Origin of the sequence: Chromobacterium sphagni (assembly GCF_001855575.1) — a bacterium.
GTDB lineage: Bacteria > Pseudomonadota > Gammaproteobacteria > Burkholderiales > Chromobacteriaceae > Chromobacterium > Chromobacterium sphagni.
The window spans coordinates 165125-186032 of sequence record NZ_MKCS01000003.1; the positions used below are offsets into that span (position 1 = coordinate 165125).

Genomic DNA, 20908 nt, shown 5'->3' on the forward strand with positions numbered 1-20908 from the left:
CAGGGACCGTGTGGCCATAAACAACTCTCCAGGCAATGCCTATGGAATATTCATAGCCTTCCTGTGCATTTTTATGCAAGGGCAATCGCATCAAGCCCTGCCTGGGCATCGCGCAGCGCCGTGCGTAGCCCCTCCTCGATCACCGGATGGTAGAAGGGCATTTGCAGCATCTGGGCAATGGTCAGCCCCTGCTGATGGCTCCAGGCCAATAGATGGGCCAGATTCTCCGCGCGCGGGCCTATCATCTCCGCGCCCAGGAAACGGCCGCTCCCCTTGTCGGCATACACATGCAACAAGCCCTTGTTGATGCCCATCACCCGGCTGCGGCCCTGGTCCTCGAAACTGGCCTCGCCAACCACGAACCCGTCCTGCGGCAGATCCGCGAAGCGGCTGCCCACCATCATCATCTGCGGCTCGGAAAACACTACCGCGATGGTGGAGCGGCGCAAGCCTGCCTTCACCTGCGGGTAGGACGCCGCGTTGTCGCCGGCAGTCCTGCCCTCATCCGCCGCCTCGTGCAGCAGCGGCAGGATGTTGTTGGCGTCGCCTGCGATGAACACCGGAGCATCGCCGCATTGCAGGGTCTGGGCGTCGAACAGCGGCACGCCCGCCTGGTCCAGCGGCAGGCTGGTGTTCTCCAGCCCCAGCCCGCGCACATTCGGCGCGCGGCCGGTGGCGGCCAGCACGTAGTCGAACTGTTCGGTCTCCTCCTCGCCGTCCAGCGAGACAAAACGGATCTGCGCCTTGCCCTCTGCCTGCCCCATCTCCAGCACCTTGGCATCGGGGTCCAGATAGAATTCCTCGCCCAGCGCTTGGCGGGCATAGTCGCGCACCGCAGGGTCGCTCAGCGGTCCCACGCCGCCGCGGGCGCCGAATACCTTCACCCGCACACCCAGCCGCGAGAGCGCTTGGCCCAGCTCAAGGCCGATCACCCCGGGGCCGAACACCGCCACGCTTTGCGGCAGGATTTCCCAGTCGAACACGTCGTCGTTGACGATCAGACGGTCGCCGAAGGCCTTGAACGGCGGCGGAATCACCGGCGCCGAGCCAGTGGCGATCACCACCCGCTTGGCTTGCACCAGCGTGTGCTCGTCCACCTGCAAGGTGGTGTTGTCGATGAAGCGGGCGTAGCCGCGCAGTTTGTCCTGCTCGGGAATGCCATCCACCCCCTTCACCACGAAACCGACGAAGCGGTCGCGCTCGCGGCGCACCCGGGCCATCACTTCGCGGCCATCAATGCGAATCCGCCCATCGACATGCACGCCGAACTTATCGGTATGGCCGGCATGATGCGCGGCTTCGGCGGCGGCGATCAGCAGCTTGGACGGCATGCAGCCGACTCGGGCGCAGGTGGTGCCGTACGGACCTCCCTCGATCACGATGGCGGAGGCGCCGCCCGCCTTGGCGGCGCGGTAGGCGGCCAGGCCGGCGGTGCCGGCGCCGATGACGGCTACGTCGATATGAATGGTTTGCATGGCATTATCCTTGTATCTGGCGGGGATGCGGCACGCCACGCCGCGCATGGCGTCCCGCATCCCGGCAAAAAGGCGGCCGGCAGGAGTACCGGCCCAAAAAACCGGCGGCGTCAGGGCCCGAGCCGCCGGAAACGAACACCTTACTTGGCGAAGCGCTTTTCCACTTCGTCGGCCGAGCCGATCAGCTGGCCGTTGATGAACACCTGCGGGGCGGTCATCTTGCCGGACACCGCGCCCAGCGCCTTGCCGCGGATCTTGTTGTCCAGCGGCACCTCGACGAAGTCGTAGCCGTTTTCGGCCAATACCGCCTTGGCGCGCGCGCAGTGCGGGCAACCCACCTTGGTGAACACCACCACCTGGTCCGGCTTCTTGGCGTTGGGGTTGATGTAGTTCAGCATGGTGTCGGCATCGGATACCTTGAACGGATCGCCCGGCTCCTGCGGCTCGACGAACATCTTGTCCACCACGCCGTCCTTCACCAGCATGGAGTAGCGCCAGCTGCGCTTACCGAAGCCCAGATCGGCCTTGTCCACCAGCATGCCCATGCCTTCGGTGAACTCGCCGTTGCCGTCAGGTATCATCACGATATTGCCGGCTTCCTGATCCTTGGCCCATTCGTTCATCACAAAGGTGTCGTTCACCGACACGCACAGGATGGCGTCGACGCCGTTGGCGCGAAATGCCGGCGCCAGTTCGTTGAAGCGCGGCAGGTGGGTGGACGAGCAAGTGGGGGTGAACGCGCCCGGCAGCGAGAACAGCGCGATGGTCTTGCCGGCGAACAGCTCGGCGGTGGTCACATTCTTCCACTCGTTGTTCTCGCGGATGCGGAAAGTGACATTCGGTACGCGTTGGCCTTCACGGTTTTGCAGCATGGCTATCTCCTTGAGGTGAACAGTTGTTTGCTATCGATGGGTGAATTCTGATAGCTGATGACAAATTCGTCCAATTGATTGTCACAAGATTTTCGATTGTCTTTTTTAATGACCCTTCCACGCGCTGGGCAGCCCGCCGCCCGCAACGTTAAAATGCCGGCATCCGGCAACAGCCACGCTTCAACTACCATGCATATCAGCGGCCTGCACCATCTCGCCATCATCGCCTCCGACTACACGCGCTCGCGCGATTTCTACCATCGCATCCTCGCCTTGCCCGTTCTGGCGGAAAACTGGCGCGCGGACCGACAGTCATGGAAACTGGACCTGGCACTGCCCGACGGCAGCCAGATCGAGCTGTTCAGTTTCCCGGAGCCGCCGGCCAGGCTGAGCAGGCCGGAAGCCTGCGGACTGCGCCACCTGGCTTTCGCCTGTTCCGACATCGAGGCCGCGCACCACCGTCTGACGGAGCAAGGCGTAACGGTGGAGCCGATCAGGCTGGACGAATACACCGGCGGCAGATTCTTCTTCTGCGCCGACCCCGACCAGCTGCCGATAGAGTTTTACCAGGCGGCCCGGAACCAGCCGCAAGACGAGAAACAGCCATGACGGCGGTGATCGCCTTCATATTTCCGCATTGGCTGTCATAGTGAATTATCGCCGCGCCGGGCGCGCAAACGCCCTGACGCCGTTCCGCCGTCCAGACGAAGAGCCGGCGGAAACCCACCCGAAAAAACGGAATGCATATGAAAGTCCTGAATTCTCCCGCCCGCCTGGCAGGCCTGCTGATGGCCGTCGGTGCCGCCGCGCCGGCCCTCGCCGGCCCCGACGACACCCTGGTAGCCGCCCGCGACGCCTTCCGCGCCAACGAAACCAGCCGCTTGGCCAGCCTCGGCGACAGCCTCCCCGCCAACTATCCATTGAAGGACTACCCCGCTTACTGGCTTGCCTGGAAAGCGCTGGAGCGCAATGATGACGCCCAGGTGCAACGTTTCCTCAACGACGTGCCGGAAGGCCTGATGCCGGAACGAATACGCAACGAGTGGGTGAAGAAACTGGGACTGCGCGAAAACTGGACCGCCTTCGCCGCCGAGTGGAAAAAGCTGCCGGTGGAGGCCCGCGACGAGGAGTCCAGCTGCTACGGCCAGCTGATGGGGCTGCACCAGGGACAGAAACCGGAAGATCTGGACCGTTTCCTTGAGGGCAAACCGGCGCCGGATGGCTGCAACCGCCTGATCGAAGGCGCGTACGCGCGTGGCTTGCTCAGCCAGGAGTGGCTGTGGCGGCGCGCCCGGCTGCTGCTGGCCGGCAACTTCCTCAGCCAGGCGCGGCAGTTGGCCGCCGACACCCAGCTGCCGCTGGACAACGCCGCGCTGAACAAGCCGGCCAACGCCAATCTGGCAACCGACGGCGGCCAGGAGGCCGCGCTGTTTGAAATCGAGCGCAAGGCCAAGACCGATCTGGACGGCGCCGCCGCCAGCCTGTCCCGGATGGAGAAAGACCTGGACCCCGCTCGCAGCGGCTTCGGCTGGGGCCAACTGGCGCTGCTTGCCGCCCGCAAGCAGCAGGCCGGCCAGGCGCTGCAATGGTTCGACAAGGCAGATCCGCGCCAGCTGACCGCCGACCAATGGGAATGGTGGGCGCGCTCCGCGCTGCGCCTTGAGCAATGGACCCAGCTGGACGCCATCATCCGCCGCATGCCGGCGGTAGTTTCGGCCAAGCCGGCTTGGCGCTACTGGCAAGCCCGCTCGCTGCAGCAGCAGGGAAAGCCGGCTGAGGCCGCGCCATTGTTCAGCCAGGCCAGCGTCGGCCACAGCTACTACGCGCTGCTGTCTCTGGAAGAGCTGGGCAACTCGCTGTCCGCCTCCGCCAGCAAAACCACCCCCACCAGCCAGGATCTGGACAAGATGAAGTCCGACCCGGCCATCCGCCGCTCACTGGCCTTGCTGTCGGTGGCGGAGATCTACACCAAGCCCGAATTCCGCACCGATGCCCAGCGCGAATGGCGCTGGGCGATGCGCGGCCGCAACGACATGGAGCTGCTGGCGGCGGCGGAGATCGCCCGCAAGGAAGGCTTCTACGACATGGCCATCTACAGCGCCGAGCGCACCAAGGAAGAGCACGACTTTTCCCTGCGCTACCTGACTCCGTACCGCGATGTCACGCAGAAATACGCCCGCCAGCTGGATATCGACGACGCCTGGGTATACGGCCTGATCCGCCAGGAAAGCCGCTTCATCACGATGGCGCGCTCCGGCGTGGGCGCCTCCGGCCTGATGCAGCTGATGCCGGCCACCGCCAAATGGGCGGCCAAGAAGATAGGCCTCACCCATTTCGCGGTCAACGACATCGAAACCAATGTCCAGCTGGGCACCTGGTATCTGCGCTACGTGCTGGACAACCTGTCCGGCAACCAGGTGATGGCCACCGCCGCCTACAACGCCGGTCCGGGGCGGGCGCGCAACTGGCAGGCGGACCGCACGCTTGACGGCACCATCTACGCCGAAACCATACCGTTCAGCGAAACCCGCGACTACGTGCAGAAAGTGATGGCCAACGCCGCCTACTACTCCAGCACCTTCGGCCATGCCAACATCTCGCTGAGAAACCGCATGGGCGCGATCCCGCCGCGATGAACTGAAATGAACAACGGAGCGAACATGTCCGCACAAAAGATCTGCCTGATAGGCGGCAGCGGCTTCATCGGCCGCCATCTGGCCGCGCAACTGACTACCCTGGGCCATCCCATCACCGTCGCCAGCCGCAAGACATCGCTGCCTGAGTTTCTGGTGCTGCCGTCAGTCCGGCTGGTTTCCGCCGACATCCACGATCCGGCGCAACTGGAAGCGCTGATCGCCGGCCACGACGCCGTGGTTAGCATGGTCGGCATCCTGCACGGTAGCCGCGCACAGTTCGAACAGAACCATGCCCGGCTGGCGGAAAGCATCGCCGCCGCCTGCGAGCGCCAGCGGGTGCGCCGCCTGGTGCACATCAGCGCGCTGGGCGCAGCGCAGGACGGCCCCAGCGACTATCTGCAGACCAAGGCCCTGGGCGAACTGGCGGTGGAAAGCAGCGCATTGGAATGGACCATATTGCGGCCGTCGGTGGTGTTCGGCCACGACGACGCCTTCCTCAACCTGTTCGCCGATCTGCAAAAGCGCCTGCCTCTGCTGCCCCTGGCCGGCGCCGCCAGCAAGATGGCGCCGGTATGGGTGGAAGATGTGGCGCGCGCGGTCTGCGAGAGCCTCGCGCGGCCGGAAACCATAGGCCGCAAGCTGGACTTGGCCGGCCCCGAGATTTACACCTTGGCCGATCTGGCCCGCCTCGCCGGCCGTTGCAGCGGCCATCCCCGCCCGATCCTGGCGCTGCCGGACAGCCTGGCCATGTTGCAGGCCTGCCTGATGGAGCACCTGCCCGGCCCCACGCTGATGAGCCGGGACAATGTCCGCTCGCTGCGATGGGACAATGTCAGCGACCAACCCTTCCCCTCCGGGCTGCTGGGCTTCGCGCCCACGGCGCTGTCGGCGCTGGCGCCGGACTGGCTGGCTGGCCGCGGCTACAATTACATCGCCTCCCGCTACCGGGAAAAGGCGGCGCGTTAAAATGGACATTTATATCGTCGGCGGCGCGGTGCGTGACCGCCTGCTGAATCTGCCGGTCAAGGACCGTGACTGGGTGGTGGTGGGCGCCACCCCGGAACAGATGCTGAATCAGGGCTTCCGGCCGGTAGGCAAGGACTTTCCGGTATTCCTGCATCCCGACACCCAGGAGGAATACGCGCTGGCGCGCACCGAGCGCAAGATCGCCAAGGGCTACCACGGCTTCACTTTCCATACCGCCAGCGACGTGACGCTGGAACAGGACCTGGCGCGGCGCGACCTCACCATCAACGCCATCGCCGAAGCCGCGGACGGCAGCCTGACCGACCCCTACCATGGCCAGGCCGACCTCAGGGCCGGCATCCTGCGCCACGTCAGCGCAGCCTTCGCCGAAGACCCGGTGCGCATCCTGCGGCTGGCGCGCTTCGCCGCCCGCTTCGACTTCGCGGTGGCGCCTGAGACCATGGCGCTGATGCGGCGGATGGTGGACAACGGCGAAGCCGACGCGCTGGTGGCGGAGCGGGTATGGCAGGAACTGGCCAAGGGCCTGATGGAAGACAAGCCGTCGCGGATGATCCTGGTGCTGCGCGAATGCGGCGCGCTGGCGCGGGTGCTGCCCGAGGTGGATGCGCTGTTCGGCGTGCCGCAGCGCGCCGACTATCACCCGGAAATAGATTGCGGCGACCATACCATGCGGGTGCTGGACTATGCCGCGTCGACAAGCCAGCCGCTCGCCGTGCGTTTCGCCGCCCTCACCCACGATCTGGGCAAGGCGCTGACGCCGCCCGACGTGCTGCCGCGCCACATCGGCCACGAAATCCGCGGCACCAAGCCATTGGGCGAACTGTGCCAGCGCCTGCGAGTGCCCAGCGACTGCCGCGATCTGGCCCATATCACCATGGTGCACCACACCAAGGTGCATCAGGCGCAAGAGCTGCGCCCCGCCACCGTGCTCAAGCTGTTCAAGGACTGCGACGCGCTGCGACGCCCAGACCGTTTCCGCCTGATGCTGGATGCCTGTCTGGCCGACGCCCGCGGCAGGCTGCATTTTGAGACCGCCGCCTATCCGCAAAAGGACTACCTCAACGACATGTTGGCTGCTACGCTGCAGATTGATGCCGGTGCCATAGCCGCGGGCTGCAGCGACAAGGCCGCCATTCCTGCCACGCTGGATGCGGCGCGGACCGCCATCATCGCCAACTGCAAGGAGCAATGGGAGGACCGCTGATGGATGCGTTCTACCGTTTGCCGGCCACGCTGATGCGCGGCGGCACCAGCAAGGGGCTGTTCATTCGCGCCGATGCGCTGCCGGAAGACACCGAGCTTTGGCAAACCATGCTGCTGCGCGCCATCGGCAGCCCCGACCCCTACGGCCAGCAGATGGACGGCCTGGGCACCGGCTTCGCCGGCAGCAGCAAGGTGGTGATCCTCAGCCCTTCGCGCCGCGACGACTGCGATATCGACTGCCTGTTCGGCCACGCGGCCATCTCCGAAGCGCGGATGAACTGGTCCGGCAACTGCGGCAACCTCAGCGCCGCGGTCCCGCTGTTCGCCGTGATGGAAAAGCTGGTGCGGCCGGAGGACGGCGTGGCCACCATCGCCATCTGGCAGGCCAATGTCGGCAAGCGCATCCTGGCCGAGCTGGAAATCTTCGATGGCCAGCCGGTATGGCAAGGCGACTTCTTCATCGACGGCGTCGCCTTTCCTGGCGCGCCGATCCGGCTGCGCTTTCTCGACCCCGCCGGCGGCAGCTCCGGCGAGCTGTTCCCGTCCGGCCGCCTGATAGATGAACTCAGGCTGCCCGATGGCAGCCATGTCGAGGCTACATTGGTGGACGCCGGCAATCCCACCGTGTTTGTCCGGGCGCGCGACTTTGGCCTGAAGGGATGCGAAACCGCGGCGCAGATAGCGCTGGCCACGTTGCGACGGCTGGAATTGGCCCGCGCCACCGCCGCGGTGGCGATGGGGCTGGCCGAAGACATTTTCGCCGCGGAACGCGAACGTCCAGCCATCCCCAGAATCAGCTTCCTGTCGGCTAGCGGGGAGCCCGACTGCCAGCTCAACGCCCGCATCCTGTCGATGGACAGGGTGCATCACGCCTACACCGGCACCGGGGCGATTGCGCTGGCCTGCGCCTGCGCGGCGGAAGGCACCTTGCCGGCGGAGCTGGCGGGAGGCGCGGTGCGCGGCATGCCGCTCACCTTCAGCCACGCCAGCGGCAGACAGACATTGGAGGCCGTACTGGGCCGTGACGAGCTGGGATGGTCGATCAGCGAAGTGGTCATGACCCGCACCGCCAGGCCTCTGATGCGCGGAGAAGCCTACATCCCGCTGGCCTGACGCCATTCATTGCGGGTGGATTGACCATTTCCGCCACTTCAAGCCGGGTTTGCGGCGAAGCGCCCCGCTCCTGCGAAACAAGCTCGCACTGACTCCCTTCGACTCGATTAAAAAATTGCAGAATAGTTCCATGTTCATTTTTTTTATTTATAATTGTAAAATTTTGACCATTACAATCAGCTTTGAAACAAAATCGGCTGCCCCGCAGCCCGTACTGGAAAACCAAACACCCGATGTCATCCGCTTTACATTTCGCCGTCGACAATCTGATCAGCTGGCCCCCGGCCGCGGATGCCGGCAGTCAGGCAAGCCATCCGCCGCTGGAGCAGGTGCCCGCCATGCAACGGCGGCGCATGAGTCCTTTGTGCAAGGCCGCCCTGCATGGCGCGTTTGGCCTGGATGAAGCCGGAGATGACATACCCCTGGTCTTCGCCTCCCGTTTCGGCGACATGTCCCGCTCGATAGAACTCTTGCGGCAGCTGAGCCAGGGCGAGGCCCTGTCGCCCACCCAGTTCAGCCTGTCGGTGCACAACGCCATCGGCGCGCTGCACGGCATACTAGCTGGCCACACCGGGCAGTACACCGCTATCGCCGCCGGCGCGGAAACCGCAGAGGCCGCGTTTTGCGAAGCGCTCGCCATGCTGAGCGACGGCGCGCCGTCGGTGCGGCTGATTGTTTACGATGCGCCGCTTCCCGCCCCCTATCAGCATGCCGAGGCCGCCCCCCCCGACCCACTGGCCTGGGCCTGCCGCGTGCGCCGGGCCGCCAGCGGCCTGAGCCTGCGCGCCGCGCCGGCCACGGCCGACGCCGACAGTCCGCGGCTCTGGCCATTCCTGAACGGCTCCGCCGGCCATTACATTCATCATTGCGGCCAGAGCGACTGGCACTGGACCCGCCATGGCTGAGCGCTGCAATTACTTGTGGCGCCTGATGGCAACCGCCGTGGCCTTCTCCGTGTTCGGGCTTGGCGGCGTGCTGTTTTCATTGATCGTATTTCCACTGCTGACGCTGCTGATCCGGCAGCCGGCGCGCCGGATTGCCCTGTCGCGCCGGGTGGTCCAGCTGAGCTTCGCCGCCTTCATCCGGTTGATGCGGGCGCTGGGCATCCTGAGCTACCGGATCGTCGGCGCGGAAAAGCTGCGCCGGCCCGGCCTATTGATCCTGGCCAACCACCCCACGCTGATAGACGTGGTGTTCCTGATTTCCCTGCTGCCCAACGCAGACTGCATCGTCAAGTCCTCGCTGGCGCGCAACCCCTTCACCCGCGGCCCGGTGCGCGCCTCCGGCTACATCTGCAACGACTCCGGCGAAGGACTGATCGAGGATTGCATACGTTCGGTCCGGGCCGGCAACAACCTGGTGATCTTCCCGGAAGGCACCCGCACGCCGCTGGATGGCGGCTTCAAGCTGCAGCGCGGCGCCGCCAATATCGCCGTCCGCGGCCATTGCGCCATTACGCCGGTCACCATAAGCTGCGAACCCCGCAGCCTGGCCAAAGGCGTTCCATGGTGGAGCATTCCATCGCAGCCGATGCGCTTCACCATCGAGGTGCTGGACGACCTGCCCGTCGCCCCCTTCCTCGAAGGGCAGAACGAAGCCATGGCCGCCCGCGGATTGACCCGCTTCTTGCACGACTTTTACCTGACAACATCGAGCCTTCATGCAAACCCTGGAATTTGAGATCAAAAACCTGCTGATCACCTCCCTGAATCTGGAAGACATCACGCCTGAAGATATCGCCACCAACGCGCCGCTGTTCGGCGACGGTTTGGGCCTGGACTCCATCGACGCGCTGGAGCTGGGCCTGGCGCTGCAAAAGCGCTATGGCATCACCCTGTCCCCGGATGGCGAGGAAACCCGCCGCCACTTCGCCAGCATCGCCAGCCTGGCCAGCTTCGTCGCCAGCGCGCGCAAGCTGTAACCACCACCATCCGAGACTGCCCCATGACCAAAGACGAACTCTTCGCGCGCCTGAGCAAGGTATTGCAGGACACTTTTGAAATCGACGCCGACGCGATCCATCCCGACGCGCGGCTGCGCGAAGACCTGGACATCGACAGCATCGACGCCGTAGACCTGATCGTCCAGTTCCGCCCGCTGGTAGGCAAGCGCCTGCAACCGGATGTGTTCAAGTCGGTGCGCACGCTGCAGGACGTAGTGGACGCGCTGCACGGCCTGATGCAGGAAAACGACTGAGCGATGTCCGGCACCGTACTGGCTAGCCTGCTCACCCTGTGTTACCCCTTCCTGATCTACTTCGGCCAGGGGCGGGTGGAGCCGCGCCTGCTGGCGGGCTTGCTGGTCGGCATCGCCCTGCTGCGCGCGTTCAGCACGCGCCAGGCGGCCTGGTACTGGGCTGCCGCCGCCACCTTGCTGCTGGCGGTCTTCAGCATGCTGGGCAACGGCCTGCTGCCGCTCAAGCTTTACCCCTTGCTGGTCAACGCCATCCTGCTGGCGGCGTTCGCCGGCAGTCTGCGCTTCGGCCCGCCGCTGATAGAACGTCTGGCCCGGCTGACCGAGCCGGCGCTGGACGAGCGCGGCGTACGCTACACCCGCACTGTCACCCAGGTATGGTGCGGCTTTTTCATCGTCAACGGCAGTCTGTCGCTGGCCACCGCGCTATGGGCCGACAACGCCGTCTGGACCGCCTACAACGGCTGCGCCTCCTATCTGTTGATGGGCGCGCTGTTTGGCGGCGAATGGCTGGTCCGCCAACGCGTCAAATCCCGCAATACCACACATGGCTGACTTCATTCCCCTTTCGCGACTGCTGGCCGTCGGCCGCAACGCAGACCATCCCGTTGCCAGCGACGGCGAACGACAATACCTTTTCGGCGACTTCCAACTGCGCGCCGCTCGCTGGGCCTCCAGCTTGCGGGCCCGCGCCCAGGAGGTGGTCGCCATCCATCTGGACGACAGCTTCGAATTCGCCGCCGCGCTGTTCGGCGCCTGGCACGCCGGCAAAACCGTCTGTCTGCCCGGCGACAACCTGCCGGCCACCCGCGCGGCCCTATCCGGACGCGGCATGGTGCTGCTGGACACGCTGCAAATCGCAGAGGCCGAAACCATCGCCTTCGGCGAGCTGTCCGACGATGACTGCAAGCTGCAGCTGTTCACCTCCGGCTCCACCGGCGAACCGCAGGCGATAGACAAGAGTCTGCGCCAGCTGGCGGCGGAGACTGCCACCCTGTCCCGGCTGTGGGATGGCGCGCTGCCAACCGGCTGCCTGGTAGAGGCCACGGTTTCGCATCAACACATCTATGGCTTGCTGTTTCGCGTGCTGTGGCCGCTGGCCGCGGGCCGGCCGTTCGCCTGCCGGCGCCAGACCTTCCCCGAGAGCCTGCTGCAGGCGCTGTCCGCCGGTCCCTGCCTGCTGGTGAGCAGCCCGGCCCACCTGAAGCGCCTGCCGGACAGCCTGGACTGGGGCTCTCTGTCCGGCAAGCTGGCTGCCGCATTTTCCTCCGGCGGCCCGCTGGACGAAGCCGCATTGCAAAACAGCCTGGCCGCGCTGGGGCAGACGCCGTTCGAGATATTCGGCAGCACGGAAACCGGCGGCATCGCCTGGCGCCGCCGCCAGGCCGATCCGGACCTGTCCTGGCAAGCGCTGCCGGGCGTGGAAACCCGCGTCGACGACGGCCTGCTGGCGATACGCTCGCCCCATCTGCCGGACAATGCCTGGCACCAGACCAGCGACAAGGTGCAAGCGCAGGATGGGGGCTTTGTCCTGCAAGGCCGCGCCGACCGCATCATCAAGCTGGAAGAGAAACGCGTGTCGCTGGACGGCGTGGAGGGCGCGCTGCTGGCGAGCGGCCTGTTCGACGCCGCGCGCCTGGTGTTGCTGCCCGGCCAGCGCGATTCGCTGGGCGTGGCGGCGGTGCCCAACGCCGCCGGCTGGCAACAGCTGGCCGCCTTGGGCCGGCGCGAATTCGCCGCCCGCCTGATCGCCGGGCTCAAGCGCAGCGTGATCCCGGAGGGCCTGCCGCGCCACTGGCGCTACGGTTTCCGCTTGCCGGCCAACGCCCAGGGCAAGACCACCCAGGCGCTGCTGCTGTCCTGGTTCGATGCCCGGCGCCCGCACGCCACCCTGCTGCGGCGCGATGAGGAGCATGCGCTGCTGTCGATAGAGGCCGCCGCCACCCTGCCGGACTTCGACGGCCACTTCCCCGGCTTCCCGCTGCTGCCCGGCGTCACCCAGCTGGACTGGGGCGTGCGCTTCGCCCGCGAACTGTTCGATCTGCCCGGCTTCACCGGCATCGACAATCTCAAATTCCAGCGCATCATTGCGCCGGACAGCACCGTGCGGCTGGAGCTGCGCTACGACCGCGCAAAGCAGAGCGTGAGCTTCTCCTTTCATTCCGACGACCAGCCGCACGCCAGCGGCAAGCTGCGCTTTGGAGCGCCGGCATGCTGATCTGCGCGGTGGTGCCGGTGTACAACCACGGCGGCGCGGTAGGCTGCGTAGTGGCCGCCTTGCGCGCGCAAAATCTGCCCTGCGTGCTGGTGGACGACGGCAGCGACGCCGATTGCGCGGCGGTGCTCGACGCGCTGGCCGCCGCCGACGAACAGGTGTGCCTGGTGCGCCTGCCGCAAAACCGCGGCAAGGGCGGCGCCATGATGGCCGGCCTGCGCGCCGCGCTGGGCATGGGCTACAGCCACGCGCTGCAGATAGACGCCGACGGCCAGCACGACAGCGGCGACATTCCCCGCTTCCTGCAACTGGCCCGCGCCCAGCCGAAGGCGCTGATCTGCGGCTGCCCGCTGTATGACGCCGACGCGCCCAAAAGCCGCCGCTATGGCCGCTACGCCACCCATGTCTGGGTATGGATCAACACGCTGTCGCTGCAGATCCGCGACGCGATGTGCGGCTTCCGCGTCTATCCGCTGGCCGCCACCGTACCCTTGTTCGACCAGGCGCGGCTGGGCATGCGCATGGACTTCGACGTGGAAGTGCTGGTGCGGCTCAGCTGGCGCGGCATGCGCATCGTCAACCTGCCCACCCGCGTCAGCTATCCGCTGGATGGGATATCGCACTTCCAGCTGTGGCGGGACAATCTGCGCATCAGCCGCATGCACGCCAAGCTGTTCTTCGGCATGCTGCCCCGCCTGCCGCTGCTGCTGGCCCGCAAGGCGACGCGATGAGCCAGGCGCGCCACTGGGCGGGAATCGGCGAGAACACCTTCATCGCCGGCATCGTCCTGCTGTTCTGGATACACCGCCTGCTGGGCCGGCGGCTGTTCCGCCTGTGCCTGCTCCCGGTGGTGGCCTGCTACTGGCTGAGCGGCGGCGCGGCGCGGGCGGCTTCGCTGCAATACCTGCAACGACTGGAGACGCACTGCGGCGCGCTGGGCCGCCAGCCCGGCCGGCTGGACACCTTCCGCCATCTGCTGCGCTTCGCCGACACCATGCTGGACAAGCTGCTGGCCACCGCCGGCCGCTACCCGGCCGGCCAGGTGGATATCTGCGGCGCCGACGTCGTCATCGAAGGCTTGCGCCAACAGCGCGGCGCGCTGATCGTCACCGCCCACATCGGCTGCCTGGAGCTATGCCGCGCGCTGGCAGACCAGTCGCCGGAGGTGGTGGTCAACGTGCTGGTGCACACCCGCCACGCCCAACGCTTCAACGCCCTGCTCAACCGGCTCAACCCGCAACAATCGATCCGCTTGCTGGAAGTGACCGAGGTCAACGCCGCCACCGCCGTCCTGCTGGAGCAGAAAATCGCCGCCGGCGAGGTGGTGGCCATCGCCGGCGACCGCATCCCGGTGCATGGCGACCGCATCGTGACCGTGCCCTTCCTCGGCGAAGCCGCGCCCTTCCCCTCCGGCCCCTATCTGCTGGCCCATCTGCTGCGCTGCCCCCTCTATCTGATGGCTTGCGTGCGCAACAACCGCGGCTACCGCTTGCAGTTTGTGCCGCTGGCGGAATCTATCCGCCTGCCGCGCCAAAACCGCGAAGCGGTCATCGCCGAGCATGCCTCCCGCTTCGCCGGAGAACTGGCCTGCCTGCTGGCGGCCTCTCCCTACGACTGGTTCAATTTTTTCCCATTTTGGGAGCAGAAATCCAAACAATGACTGACAAGCATCAAGATTTTGTAGTATTCGACGGCTCCTGGCTGACCCTGGAAAATATCCACGCCATCGCCCATGGCGAAAAGCAGGCCCGGTTGTCCGATGCCCCCGCCTTCTGCGAGCGCATCGAAAAAGGCAGCCGCTTCATCGATCAACTGCTGGCGGAAGACGGCGTGGTCTACGGCGTCACCACCGGCTACGGCGACTCCTGCACCGTGGAGATTCCCCCCGCGCTGGCACAGGAATTGCCGCACCATCTGTACACCTACCATGGCTGCGGCGCCGGCCGCTTCCTTGACTCCATGGAGACCCGCGCGGTGCTGGCCGTCCGGCTGGCCTCGCTGAGCCGCGGCGTATCCGGCGTCAGCTACGCGCTGCTGGCCCAGCTGGCCGCGCTGCTGCGGCACGACATCCTGCCGCTGATCCCGGCTGAAGGCTCGGTCGGCGCCAGCGGTGACCTGACCCCGCTGTCCTACGTCGCCGCCGCGCTGTGCGGCGAGCGCGAAGTCGTCTACCGCGGCGAGCGCTGCGCGGCCGCCGACGCGCTCAAGGCCGCCGGCCTGACGCCGCTCAGGCTGCGACCCAAGGAAGGCCTGGCCATCATGAACGGCACCGCGGTGATGACCGCGTTGGCCTGCCTGGCCTGGCGCCGCGCCGACTACGCCTCCCGCCTGTGTTCACGCCTGACCGCGATGAATGTTGTCGCAGCCGCCGGCAACGCCCACCACTTCGACGAAGCGCTGTTCGCGGTCAAGCCCCATCCCGGCCAGCAGCGCATCGCCGCCCGCATCCGCGCCGACCTGGAGGCCCCGCGCCCCAGCCGCAACGACAGCCGGCTGCAGGACCGCTACTCGCTGCGCTGCGCGCCGCATGTGATAGGCGTGCTGGAAGACGCGCTGCCCTTCATGCGCAGCCTGATAGAAAACGAGCTCAACAGCGCCAACGACAACCCCATCATCGACGCCGACGAAGAACGCGTGCTTCACGGCGGCCACTTCTACGGCGGCCACATCGCCTTCGCGATGGACAGCCTGAAGAACGCGGTGGCCAATCTGGCCGACCTGATGGACCGACAGATGGCGCTGCTGGTGGATACCCGCTACAACAATGGCCTGCCGCGCAACCTCAGCGGCGCCAGCCCAGAACGCGCGCCAATCAACCACGGCCTGAAGGCGCTGCAGATCAGCGTGTCGGCCTGGACAGCCGAGGCGCTGAAGCAGACCATGCCGGCCTCGGTGTTCTCGCGCTCCACCGAGTGCCACAACCAGGACAAGGTCAGCATGGGCACCATCGCCGCTCGCGACGCGCTGCGCGTGCTGGAGCTGACCGAGCAGGTGCTGGCGGCATTGCTGATCACCGCGCGCCAGGGCGTGGAGCTGCGCCGCGAAGCGGCCGGCGAGCTGTCGCTGAGCCCGGCGCTGGAGCGCATGCAGCGGGATCTGGCCGCACGCGTTCCGCGCATCGCCGAAGACCGCGCGCTGGACAAGGAACTGCAACAGCTGATCTCCGCCATCCGCCAGCAAGCCTGGAGCCTGTATGCCTGATCTGTCGCATGCCATCGAGCTGAACCCGGCCTTCCACGACCTCGACCCGATGGACGTGGTCTGGCACGGCAATTACGTCAAATACCTGGAAATCGCCCGTTGCGCGCTGCTGGAGAAGTTCGGCTACAACTACCCGCAGATGCGCGACTCCGGTTACATCTGGCCAATCGTCGACATGCGGCTCAAGTACGTTCAGCCCATTCGCTTCGGCCAAAAGGTGCGGATAGAAACCCGCATCGTCGAATGGGAGTGCCGGCTGAAGATCGAGTACCTGATTCGCGACGCCGCCAGCGGGCATAAGATCAACAAGGCCTACACCGTGCAGGTGGCGGTGGACATCGCAAGCTCAGAGATGCTCTACCTGTGCCCGCCGGTGCTGTGGGAAAAACTGGGAGTGCCCGCGCCATGAAAAAATTCGTTTTTCTCGCCAGCCTGTTGCTGCTGCCGCAGGCCGCCGGCGCCGGCGAACTGATCGCCGACATCACCCGGAAGCTGGCGCAGCCGGCGGTGCTGCGCGGCGAATTCGAGCAGAGCAAGGAAATGGCCGGCTTCTCCAAGCCGCTGCGCTCGCGCGGCAGCTTCCTGGTGTCGCGCGACAAAGGCGTGCTGTGGGACACCCGCCAACCGTTCGCCAGCAAGCTCAGGCTGACCCGCGGCGAGATCGTCGCCACCCAGAACGGCGCGGTGTCTTTCCAGCTGAGCGCCGCCAGGGAGCCGACCGTACGCACCATCAACGAACTGATGTTCGCCTTGCTGGGAGGCAATCTGAAGGCGCTGGACGGCTATTTCCGCATTGACGGCAAGCAGGCCGGCAGCAACTGGCAACTGACGCTGACCCCCCGCCAGAGCGCGCTGGCCCGCGTAATGCAGAAGGTTGAGCTGTCCGGCAACCAATACGTGCGCGCCATCCGTCTGGACGAGGCCAACGGCGACGTCACCCGGATCACCTTCAATGGCCAGAGCGCCAGCCCGGCCCAGTTGAGCCGCGAGGAAGAGGCGCGCTTTGACTGACAAGCAAGGCCCAGGCCGCCTGCGGCGCTGGCTGGCCGCCGCCTGGCTGGCCGTGCTGCTGGCCGTGGCCGGCCACAACGGCTGGCTATGGCTGGGCGGCCACGTACGGCTGGAAACCGACATCCTGGCGATGCTGCCGCAAAACCGCCAGGACCAGGCGGCGCAGGACGCCACCCGCCAGCTGGCGGATTCCGCCGCGCGCCGCATCGTGGCGCTGGTCGGCGCGCCCGACTGGGCCGACGCCCGCCGCGCCGGCGACGCCTACGCCGCCAGCATCCGCGCCTCCGGCAAACCGCTGGCGCTGCGCTATCAAGTGGACGAACGGCAAAGCAACCGCTGGCTGGACTTTTATGCCGCCTACCGCAGCCAGTTGCTGGGCGACGACGCGCGCCGGCAATTGCAGCAAGCCGCACCGGCCGCGCTGGCGGAACAGGCGGTGGCCGCGCTGTTCCAGCCGGTGGGGATGCCGCGCTTGGGCCGCTGGCAGGACGACCCCTTGAACCTGTACGGCCGGTGGCTGGGCGAGCGCGCCGCGCAAAGCCGGGTGCGGGTGCGCGACGACCGCCTGTCGCTGTCAGACGGCAATATGCAATACGCGCTGATCATGCTGGAGCAGCAGGGGCCGGCGTTTTCAGTGTCCGCCCAGCAGGCCATGCTGCCCATCCTGCAAAACGCCGAAGCGGCCGCCCGCAGCGCAGCGCCGCGCGCCCAGGTCATCCAAGGCGGCGTGCCGCTGTTCGCCGCCTTCGCCGCCGGCGAAGCCGAGCGCGAAGTGCACACCATAGGCATAGGCTCGCTGCTGGGCATCCTGCTGCTTACCGTGCTGGCCTTCAGCGGCATCCGCCCGCGCATCCTGGTGACGCTGTCCATCGTCGCCGGCCTGGGTTTCGCCATCTCGCTCACCTCGCTGCTGTTCGGCAAACTGCACCTGATCACTCTGGTGTTCGGCGCCAGCCTGATAGGCGTGGCGGAGAACTACGGCAACAACTACTATGCCTACCGGCTGGGCAAACCGGCGGGCGAGCGCTGGGCGATGCTGCGCGGCCAGCAATCCACCATGTGGCTGGCCTTCGCCACCACCGCCATCGGCTACGCGCTGCTGGCGCTGGCGCCCTTCCCGGGGCTTAGGCAGATGGCGGTGTTTTCCGTGACCGGGCTGTTTGGCGCCTTTGTCAGCGTATTGTGCTGCCTGCCCTTTGCCGACCGCGGCGACATGCCGTTCAACCGTTTTTCTCGCGCGCTGGGCGGCTGGCGGCTGCGCTGGCCGCGCTGGGGCCGCAACCGCTTCAGCCTGCTGCTGGGCCTGGCCATGGCCGCCGTGCTGCTGGCCGGCTTCGCCGCATTGCAAACCAACGACGATATCCGCGCACTGCAAAATGCGCCGCAGAGCCTGCTGCAGGATCAGCGCCGCATCGGCGAATTGATGGAAATGGCCGGCCCCGCGCAGTTCTACCTGGTGAGCGGCGACAGCGCCGAACAGGTGCTGCAGCGCGAGGAAGCGCTGAAAGCCCGGCTTGCGCCGCTGATCGCCGCCGGCAAGCTCAAGGGCGTGCAGGCGGTATCCGACTGGGCACCCTCCCAGGCCCGCCAGTTGGCAGACCGGCGATTGCTGCAGCGGGTGGTGCTCCAGCCAGGCGGCGTGCTGGAGCAGGCATCCGCCCGGTTGGGCCAGCATGCCGCCGCCGCGCCGCTGTCCGATTTTAGACCGCTGACGCTGGAGGCCTGGCTGGCCGCGCCGGTGTCGGAGCCGCTGCGCGCCCAATGGCTGGGCCGCTTCGGCCAGGGCTACGCCAGCGTGGTGATGCTGCGCGGCCTGGCCGGCCCGGCCATGCTGCCTTCGCTGGAGCGGCAGGCCTCTCCGGCGGCCGGCGTGCGCTTCATCGACAAGGCAGGGGAGATTTCCGGCCTGATGCGGCACTACCGCCAACTGATGAGCTGGGTGATAGCCGCCAGCTACCTGCTGGTGCTGGCCATGCTGTGGCGCCGCTTCGGCCGCCGGGCCTGGCGCGCGCTGCTGCCGACGCTGCTGGCCAGCCTGCTGACCGTGGCGCTGCTGGCGCTGCTGGGACAAGCGCTGCAGCTGTTCACCATCCTGGCCCTGCTGCTGATCCTGGGCATGGGCGTGGATTATGGTGTGTTCCTGCTGGCGGACAGCGACCCTCGCGCCTTCCTGTCGGTGACGCTGGCCGCGGCCGGCACCCTGCTCGCCTTCGGCCTGCTGGCGCTGTCGTCCACCCCGGCACTCACCGCCTTCGGCCTGACCATGCTGCTGGGCATCGGCCTGTGCTGGCTGCTCAACCCCCTATTCACCCAAAAAACATAAGAAATAAAGCGAAGACATGGAAACTGGCTCTCAAATCCTGCAAGACAAAAGCTTCTCTCCCGCTCGCCAGAGCGTGATGGACGCGCGCTTTGACGCGCAAAAGATCGCGTTCGGCCCCGTTGTATTCCAGTGCGTGCGCTTCGCCTGGAAGCGCGGCCTCTTGCAAACCCTGGCCGAGGCCGGCGAACAAGGCCTGTCAATCGAGGAACTGGCCGCAGACGGCAAGTTCACCGTCTACGCGCTGAAGCTGGTGCTGGAAACCTGTCTATCCGCCGGCGTGGTGGAGCTGCGCCAGGGTCGCTACGCGCTGGACAAGACCGGCTTCTGCCTGCTGTCCGATCCCATCACCCAGATCAACCTCGACTTCATCAACGACGTGTGCTATCAGGGCCTGTTCGAACTGGAACGCTCGCTGGACGAGGAAAAACCGCATGGCCTGTCCGCGCTGGGCCAGTGGGATACCATCTACCAGGGCCTGGCCGCGCTGCCTGAGCCGGCGCGGGAGAGCTGGCTGCGCTTCGACCATTTCTATTCCGACACCTCCTTCCCGGAAATCCTGCCCGATGTGTTCGCCAACCGTCCGCGCAAGCTGATGGACATCGGCGCCAACACCGGAAAATTCACCCTGGCCGCGCTGGGCCACGACGCCGATGTGCACATGCATCTGGTGGACCTGCCTGGCCAGTTGACGGTAATAGAAAAGACCCTGGAGGAAAAAGGCCTGAGCCAGCGCGCCAGCCTGCACCCCATCGACATGCTGAATCCGGCGCTGGATTTTCCCGCTGGCATGGACGTGATCTGGATGAGCCAGTTTCTGTCCTGCTTCAGCGAGGGCGCGATCGCCAGCATTCTGCGCCGCGCCGCCGCCGCGCTGGCCGACGGCGGCCGGGTGATGATCCTGGATACGCTGTGGGATCGCCAGAAACACGACATCGCTGCCTATTGCCTGATCAACACCTCGCCCTATTTCACCGCGATGGCCAGCGGCAACAGCAAGGTCTACCGCGCCGACGACTACATCCGCCTGTGCGCCGAAGCCGGCCTGACACTGGTGCAGCAGCGCGACGGCATCGGCTATTGCCACTCGCTGCTGCAATTCGCCCGCACCCAATGACGATGCGCCGCACCCTGCTGCTCTGCCTGGCCTTGCTGGCCGGCTGCCAGAGCGTTTACGCTCCGCAGCCGCGCCTGCCGCCCATCGCGCTGTCGCCGGCCAGCCTGGGCGCCAGCCTGAGCCTGGCGCAGCGGCTGAGCGCCGGTCCACTGGACCCGCGCGACGGCAAGCCGTCGCCCGCGCTGGACATCCAGTTGGAGGTGGACGGCGACAAGCTCCAGTTGGCCGGTCTGGCGCTGGGCCAGCGCATCCTGCGCCTGAGTTGGGATGGCAAGACGCTGCAGAGCCAACGCAGCCCGCTGCTGCCCGCCAGCGTGGACGAGGCCCGCATCGTGCGCGACATCCAGCTGGCCTACTGGCCGCTGCCGGCGTTGCGCGCGGCCCTGCCGGCGGACTGGAGCCTGGACGAGCAAGGCGGCACGCGCATTCTCAGCCGGCAAGGCGAGGAAGTGGTGCGGATAGCCAACCAGGCCAGCCCGGCCTGGATGGGCCACAGCGAATTGATCAATCGGCGCGAAGGCTATCGCCTGAGCATAGACTCCGCGCCCCTGCAGTGAAGACTTTC

21 protein-coding genes are annotated in these 20908 nt (G+C 66.4%); 19 read left to right on the forward strand and 2 right to left on the reverse strand.

Annotated elements, in window-relative coordinates:
• Positions 1 to 71: 71 nt before the first annotated feature.
• Positions 72 to 1475: a dihydrolipoyl dehydrogenase gene (locus tag BI347_RS19700; RefSeq protein WP_071116838.1), complete on the reverse strand. Its 1404-nt coding sequence runs from the start codon at positions 1473 to 1475 to the stop codon at positions 72 to 74.
• Between the two features lie 140 nt (positions 1476 to 1615).
• Positions 1616 to 2347, reverse strand: a complete 732-nt coding sequence (locus tag BI347_RS19705; RefSeq protein ID WP_071114762.1) for a glutathione peroxidase — start codon at positions 2345 to 2347, stop codon at positions 1616 to 1618.
• 189 nt (positions 2348 to 2536) lie between these two features.
• On the opposite strand from BI347_RS19705, the gene gloA2 reads away from it, so the two are divergent.
• The 19 genes from gloA2 (at position 2537) to BI347_RS19800 (ending at position 20900) form a co-directional block, all read left to right on the forward strand.
• Complete coding sequence (gene gloA2 / locus BI347_RS19710; RefSeq protein ID WP_071114761.1) at positions 2537 to 2956, forward strand: SMU1112c/YaeR family gloxylase I-like metalloprotein; 420 nt, start codon at positions 2537 to 2539, stop codon at positions 2954 to 2956.
• 137 nt (positions 2957 to 3093) lie between these two features.
• Complete coding sequence (locus BI347_RS19715; RefSeq protein WP_071116839.1) at positions 3094 to 4983, forward strand: lytic transglycosylase domain-containing protein; 1890 nt, start codon at positions 3094 to 3096, stop codon at positions 4981 to 4983.
• A 24-nt stretch (positions 4984 to 5007) separates the two neighbouring features.
• Entirely contained in the window at positions 5008 to 5949 is a 942-nt protein-coding gene (locus tag BI347_RS19720) for a complex I NDUFA9 subunit family protein (protein ID WP_071116917.1), read from the forward strand.
• Position 5950: 1 nt separating this feature from the next.
• Positions 5951 to 7174 (forward strand): multifunctional CCA addition/repair protein, encoded by a 1224-nt coding sequence (locus tag BI347_RS19725; RefSeq protein WP_071114759.1) that lies wholly within the window; start codon positions 5951 to 5953, stop codon positions 7172 to 7174.
• Positions 7174 to 8286, forward strand: a complete 1113-nt coding sequence (locus tag BI347_RS19730) for a PrpF domain-containing protein (protein WP_071116918.1) — start codon at positions 7174 to 7176, stop codon at positions 8284 to 8286. The genes BI347_RS19725 and BI347_RS19730 overlap by 1 nt, the downstream gene beginning before the upstream one ends.
• Before the next feature lie 233 nt (positions 8287 to 8519).
• Positions 8520 to 9191, forward strand: coding sequence for a beta-ketoacyl synthase chain length factor (locus tag BI347_RS19735; protein ID WP_071116840.1), 672 nt, complete (start codon positions 8520 to 8522; stop codon positions 9189 to 9191).
• A 25-nt stretch (positions 9192 to 9216) separates the two neighbouring features.
• Positions 9217 to 9966: a lysophospholipid acyltransferase family protein gene (locus tag BI347_RS19740; RefSeq protein WP_239690966.1), complete on the forward strand. Its 750-nt coding sequence runs from the start codon at positions 9217 to 9219 to the stop codon at positions 9964 to 9966.
• Complete coding sequence (locus BI347_RS19745; protein ID WP_071116842.1) at positions 9947 to 10207, forward strand: phosphopantetheine-binding protein; 261 nt, start codon at positions 9947 to 9949, stop codon at positions 10205 to 10207. The genes BI347_RS19740 and BI347_RS19745 overlap by 20 nt, the downstream gene beginning before the upstream one ends.
• A gap of 23 nt (positions 10208 to 10230) precedes the next feature.
• The gene (locus BI347_RS19750; protein WP_071116843.1) at positions 10231 to 10482 is read left to right on the forward strand and encodes an acyl carrier protein; all 252 of its coding nucleotides are present in this window, start codon (positions 10231 to 10233) and stop codon (positions 10480 to 10482) included.
• A gap of 3 nt (positions 10483 to 10485) precedes the next feature.
• Entirely contained in the window at positions 10486 to 11034 is a 549-nt protein-coding gene (locus BI347_RS19755; protein WP_071114754.1) for a COG4648 family protein, read from the forward strand.
• Positions 11027 to 12697, forward strand: a complete 1671-nt coding sequence (locus BI347_RS19760) for an ApeI family dehydratase (protein WP_071116844.1) — start codon at positions 11027 to 11029, stop codon at positions 12695 to 12697. The genes BI347_RS19755 and BI347_RS19760 overlap by 8 nt, the downstream gene beginning before the upstream one ends.
• Entirely contained in the window at positions 12691 to 13425 is a 735-nt protein-coding gene (locus tag BI347_RS19765) for a glycosyltransferase family 2 protein (protein WP_071116845.1), read from the forward strand. The genes BI347_RS19760 and BI347_RS19765 overlap by 7 nt, the downstream gene beginning before the upstream one ends.
• A complete protein-coding gene (locus tag BI347_RS19770; RefSeq protein ID WP_071114751.1) occupies positions 13422 to 14354 on the forward strand; it encodes an LpxL/LpxP family acyltransferase in 933 nt (310 codons plus the stop codon). The genes BI347_RS19765 and BI347_RS19770 overlap by 4 nt, the downstream gene beginning before the upstream one ends.
• A complete protein-coding gene (locus tag BI347_RS19775; RefSeq protein WP_071116846.1) occupies positions 14351 to 15895 on the forward strand; it encodes an HAL/PAL/TAL family ammonia-lyase in 1545 nt (514 codons plus the stop codon). The genes BI347_RS19770 and BI347_RS19775 overlap by 4 nt, the downstream gene beginning before the upstream one ends.
• Positions 15888 to 16304: an acyl-CoA thioesterase gene (locus BI347_RS19780; protein WP_071116847.1), complete on the forward strand. Its 417-nt coding sequence runs from the start codon at positions 15888 to 15890 to the stop codon at positions 16302 to 16304. The genes BI347_RS19775 and BI347_RS19780 overlap by 8 nt, the downstream gene beginning before the upstream one ends.
• Positions 16301 to 16906, forward strand: a complete 606-nt coding sequence (locus tag BI347_RS19785) for a LolA family protein (protein WP_071113921.1) — start codon at positions 16301 to 16303, stop codon at positions 16904 to 16906. The genes BI347_RS19780 and BI347_RS19785 overlap by 4 nt, the downstream gene beginning before the upstream one ends.
• Positions 16899 to 19229 carry an MMPL family transporter gene (locus BI347_RS19790; RefSeq protein ID WP_071116848.1) on the forward strand — a complete coding sequence of 777 codons (2331 nt, stop codon included), beginning with the start codon at positions 16899 to 16901 and terminating at the stop codon, positions 19227 to 19229. The genes BI347_RS19785 and BI347_RS19790 overlap by 8 nt, the downstream gene beginning before the upstream one ends.
• Positions 19230 to 19245: 16 nt before the next feature.
• Complete coding sequence (locus BI347_RS19795; protein WP_083339070.1) at positions 19246 to 20343, forward strand: methyltransferase; 1098 nt, start codon at positions 19246 to 19248, stop codon at positions 20341 to 20343.
• A gap of 2 nt (positions 20344 to 20345) precedes the next feature.
• On the forward strand, positions 20346 to 20900 hold the full coding sequence (locus BI347_RS19800; protein ID WP_071116850.1) for a DUF3261 domain-containing protein: 555 nt from the start codon (positions 20346 to 20348) through the stop codon (positions 20898 to 20900).
• Positions 20901 to 20908: the final 8 nt, after the last annotated feature.

Bases quoted from the DNA above. Each gene is read 5' to 3' on its own strand.
- BI347_RS19730 (WP_071116918.1), top strand. From the start codon at position 7,174: ATGGATGCGTTCTACCGTTTGCCGGCCACGCTGATGCGCGGCGGCACC.
- BI347_RS19755 (WP_071114754.1), top strand. From the start codon at position 10,486: ATGTCCGGCACCGTACTGGCTAGCCTGCTCACCCTGTGTTACCCCTTC.
- BI347_RS19720 (WP_071116917.1), top strand. From the start codon at position 5,008: ATGTCCGCACAAAAGATCTGCCTGATAGGCGGCAGCGGCTTCATCGGC.
- BI347_RS19735 (WP_071116840.1), top strand. From the start codon at position 8,520: ATGTCATCCGCTTTACATTTCGCCGTCGACAATCTGATCAGCTGGCCC.
- BI347_RS19750 (WP_071116843.1), top strand. From the start codon at position 10,231: ATGACCAAAGACGAACTCTTCGCGCGCCTGAGCAAGGTATTGCAGGAC.
- gloA2 (WP_071114761.1), top strand. From the start codon at position 2,537: ATGCATATCAGCGGCCTGCACCATCTCGCCATCATCGCCTCCGACTAC.
- BI347_RS19740 (WP_239690966.1), top strand. From the start codon at position 9,217: ATGGCAACCGCCGTGGCCTTCTCCGTGTTCGGGCTTGGCGGCGTGCTG.
- BI347_RS19715 (WP_071116839.1), top strand. From the start codon at position 3,094: ATGAAAGTCCTGAATTCTCCCGCCCGCCTGGCAGGCCTGCTGATGGCC.
- BI347_RS19725 (WP_071114759.1), top strand. From the start codon at position 5,951: ATGGACATTTATATCGTCGGCGGCGCGGTGCGTGACCGCCTGCTGAAT.
- BI347_RS19705 (WP_071114762.1), bottom strand. From the start codon at position 2,347: ATGCTGCAAAACCGTGAAGGCCAACGCGTACCGAATGTCACTTTCCGC.
- BI347_RS19745 (WP_071116842.1), top strand. From the start codon at position 9,947: ATGCAAACCCTGGAATTTGAGATCAAAAACCTGCTGATCACCTCCCTG.
- BI347_RS19765 (WP_071116845.1), top strand. From the start codon at position 12,691: ATGCTGATCTGCGCGGTGGTGCCGGTGTACAACCACGGCGGCGCGGTA.
- BI347_RS19775 (WP_071116846.1), top strand. From the start codon at position 14,351: ATGACTGACAAGCATCAAGATTTTGTAGTATTCGACGGCTCCTGGCTG.
- BI347_RS19780 (WP_071116847.1), top strand. From the start codon at position 15,888: ATGCCTGATCTGTCGCATGCCATCGAGCTGAACCCGGCCTTCCACGAC.
- BI347_RS19770 (WP_071114751.1), top strand. From the start codon at position 13,422: ATGAGCCAGGCGCGCCACTGGGCGGGAATCGGCGAGAACACCTTCATC.
- BI347_RS19700 (WP_071116838.1), bottom strand. From the start codon at position 1,475: ATGCAAACCATTCATATCGACGTAGCCGTCATCGGCGCCGGCACCGCC.
- BI347_RS19760 (WP_071116844.1), top strand. From the start codon at position 11,027: ATGGCTGACTTCATTCCCCTTTCGCGACTGCTGGCCGTCGGCCGCAAC.
- BI347_RS19795 (WP_083339070.1), top strand. From the start codon at position 19,246: ATGGAAACTGGCTCTCAAATCCTGCAAGACAAAAGCTTCTCTCCCGCT.
- BI347_RS19785 (WP_071113921.1), top strand. From the start codon at position 16,301: ATGAAAAAATTCGTTTTTCTCGCCAGCCTGTTGCTGCTGCCGCAGGCC.
- BI347_RS19800 (WP_071116850.1), top strand. From the start codon at position 20,346: ATGCGCCGCACCCTGCTGCTCTGCCTGGCCTTGCTGGCCGGCTGCCAG.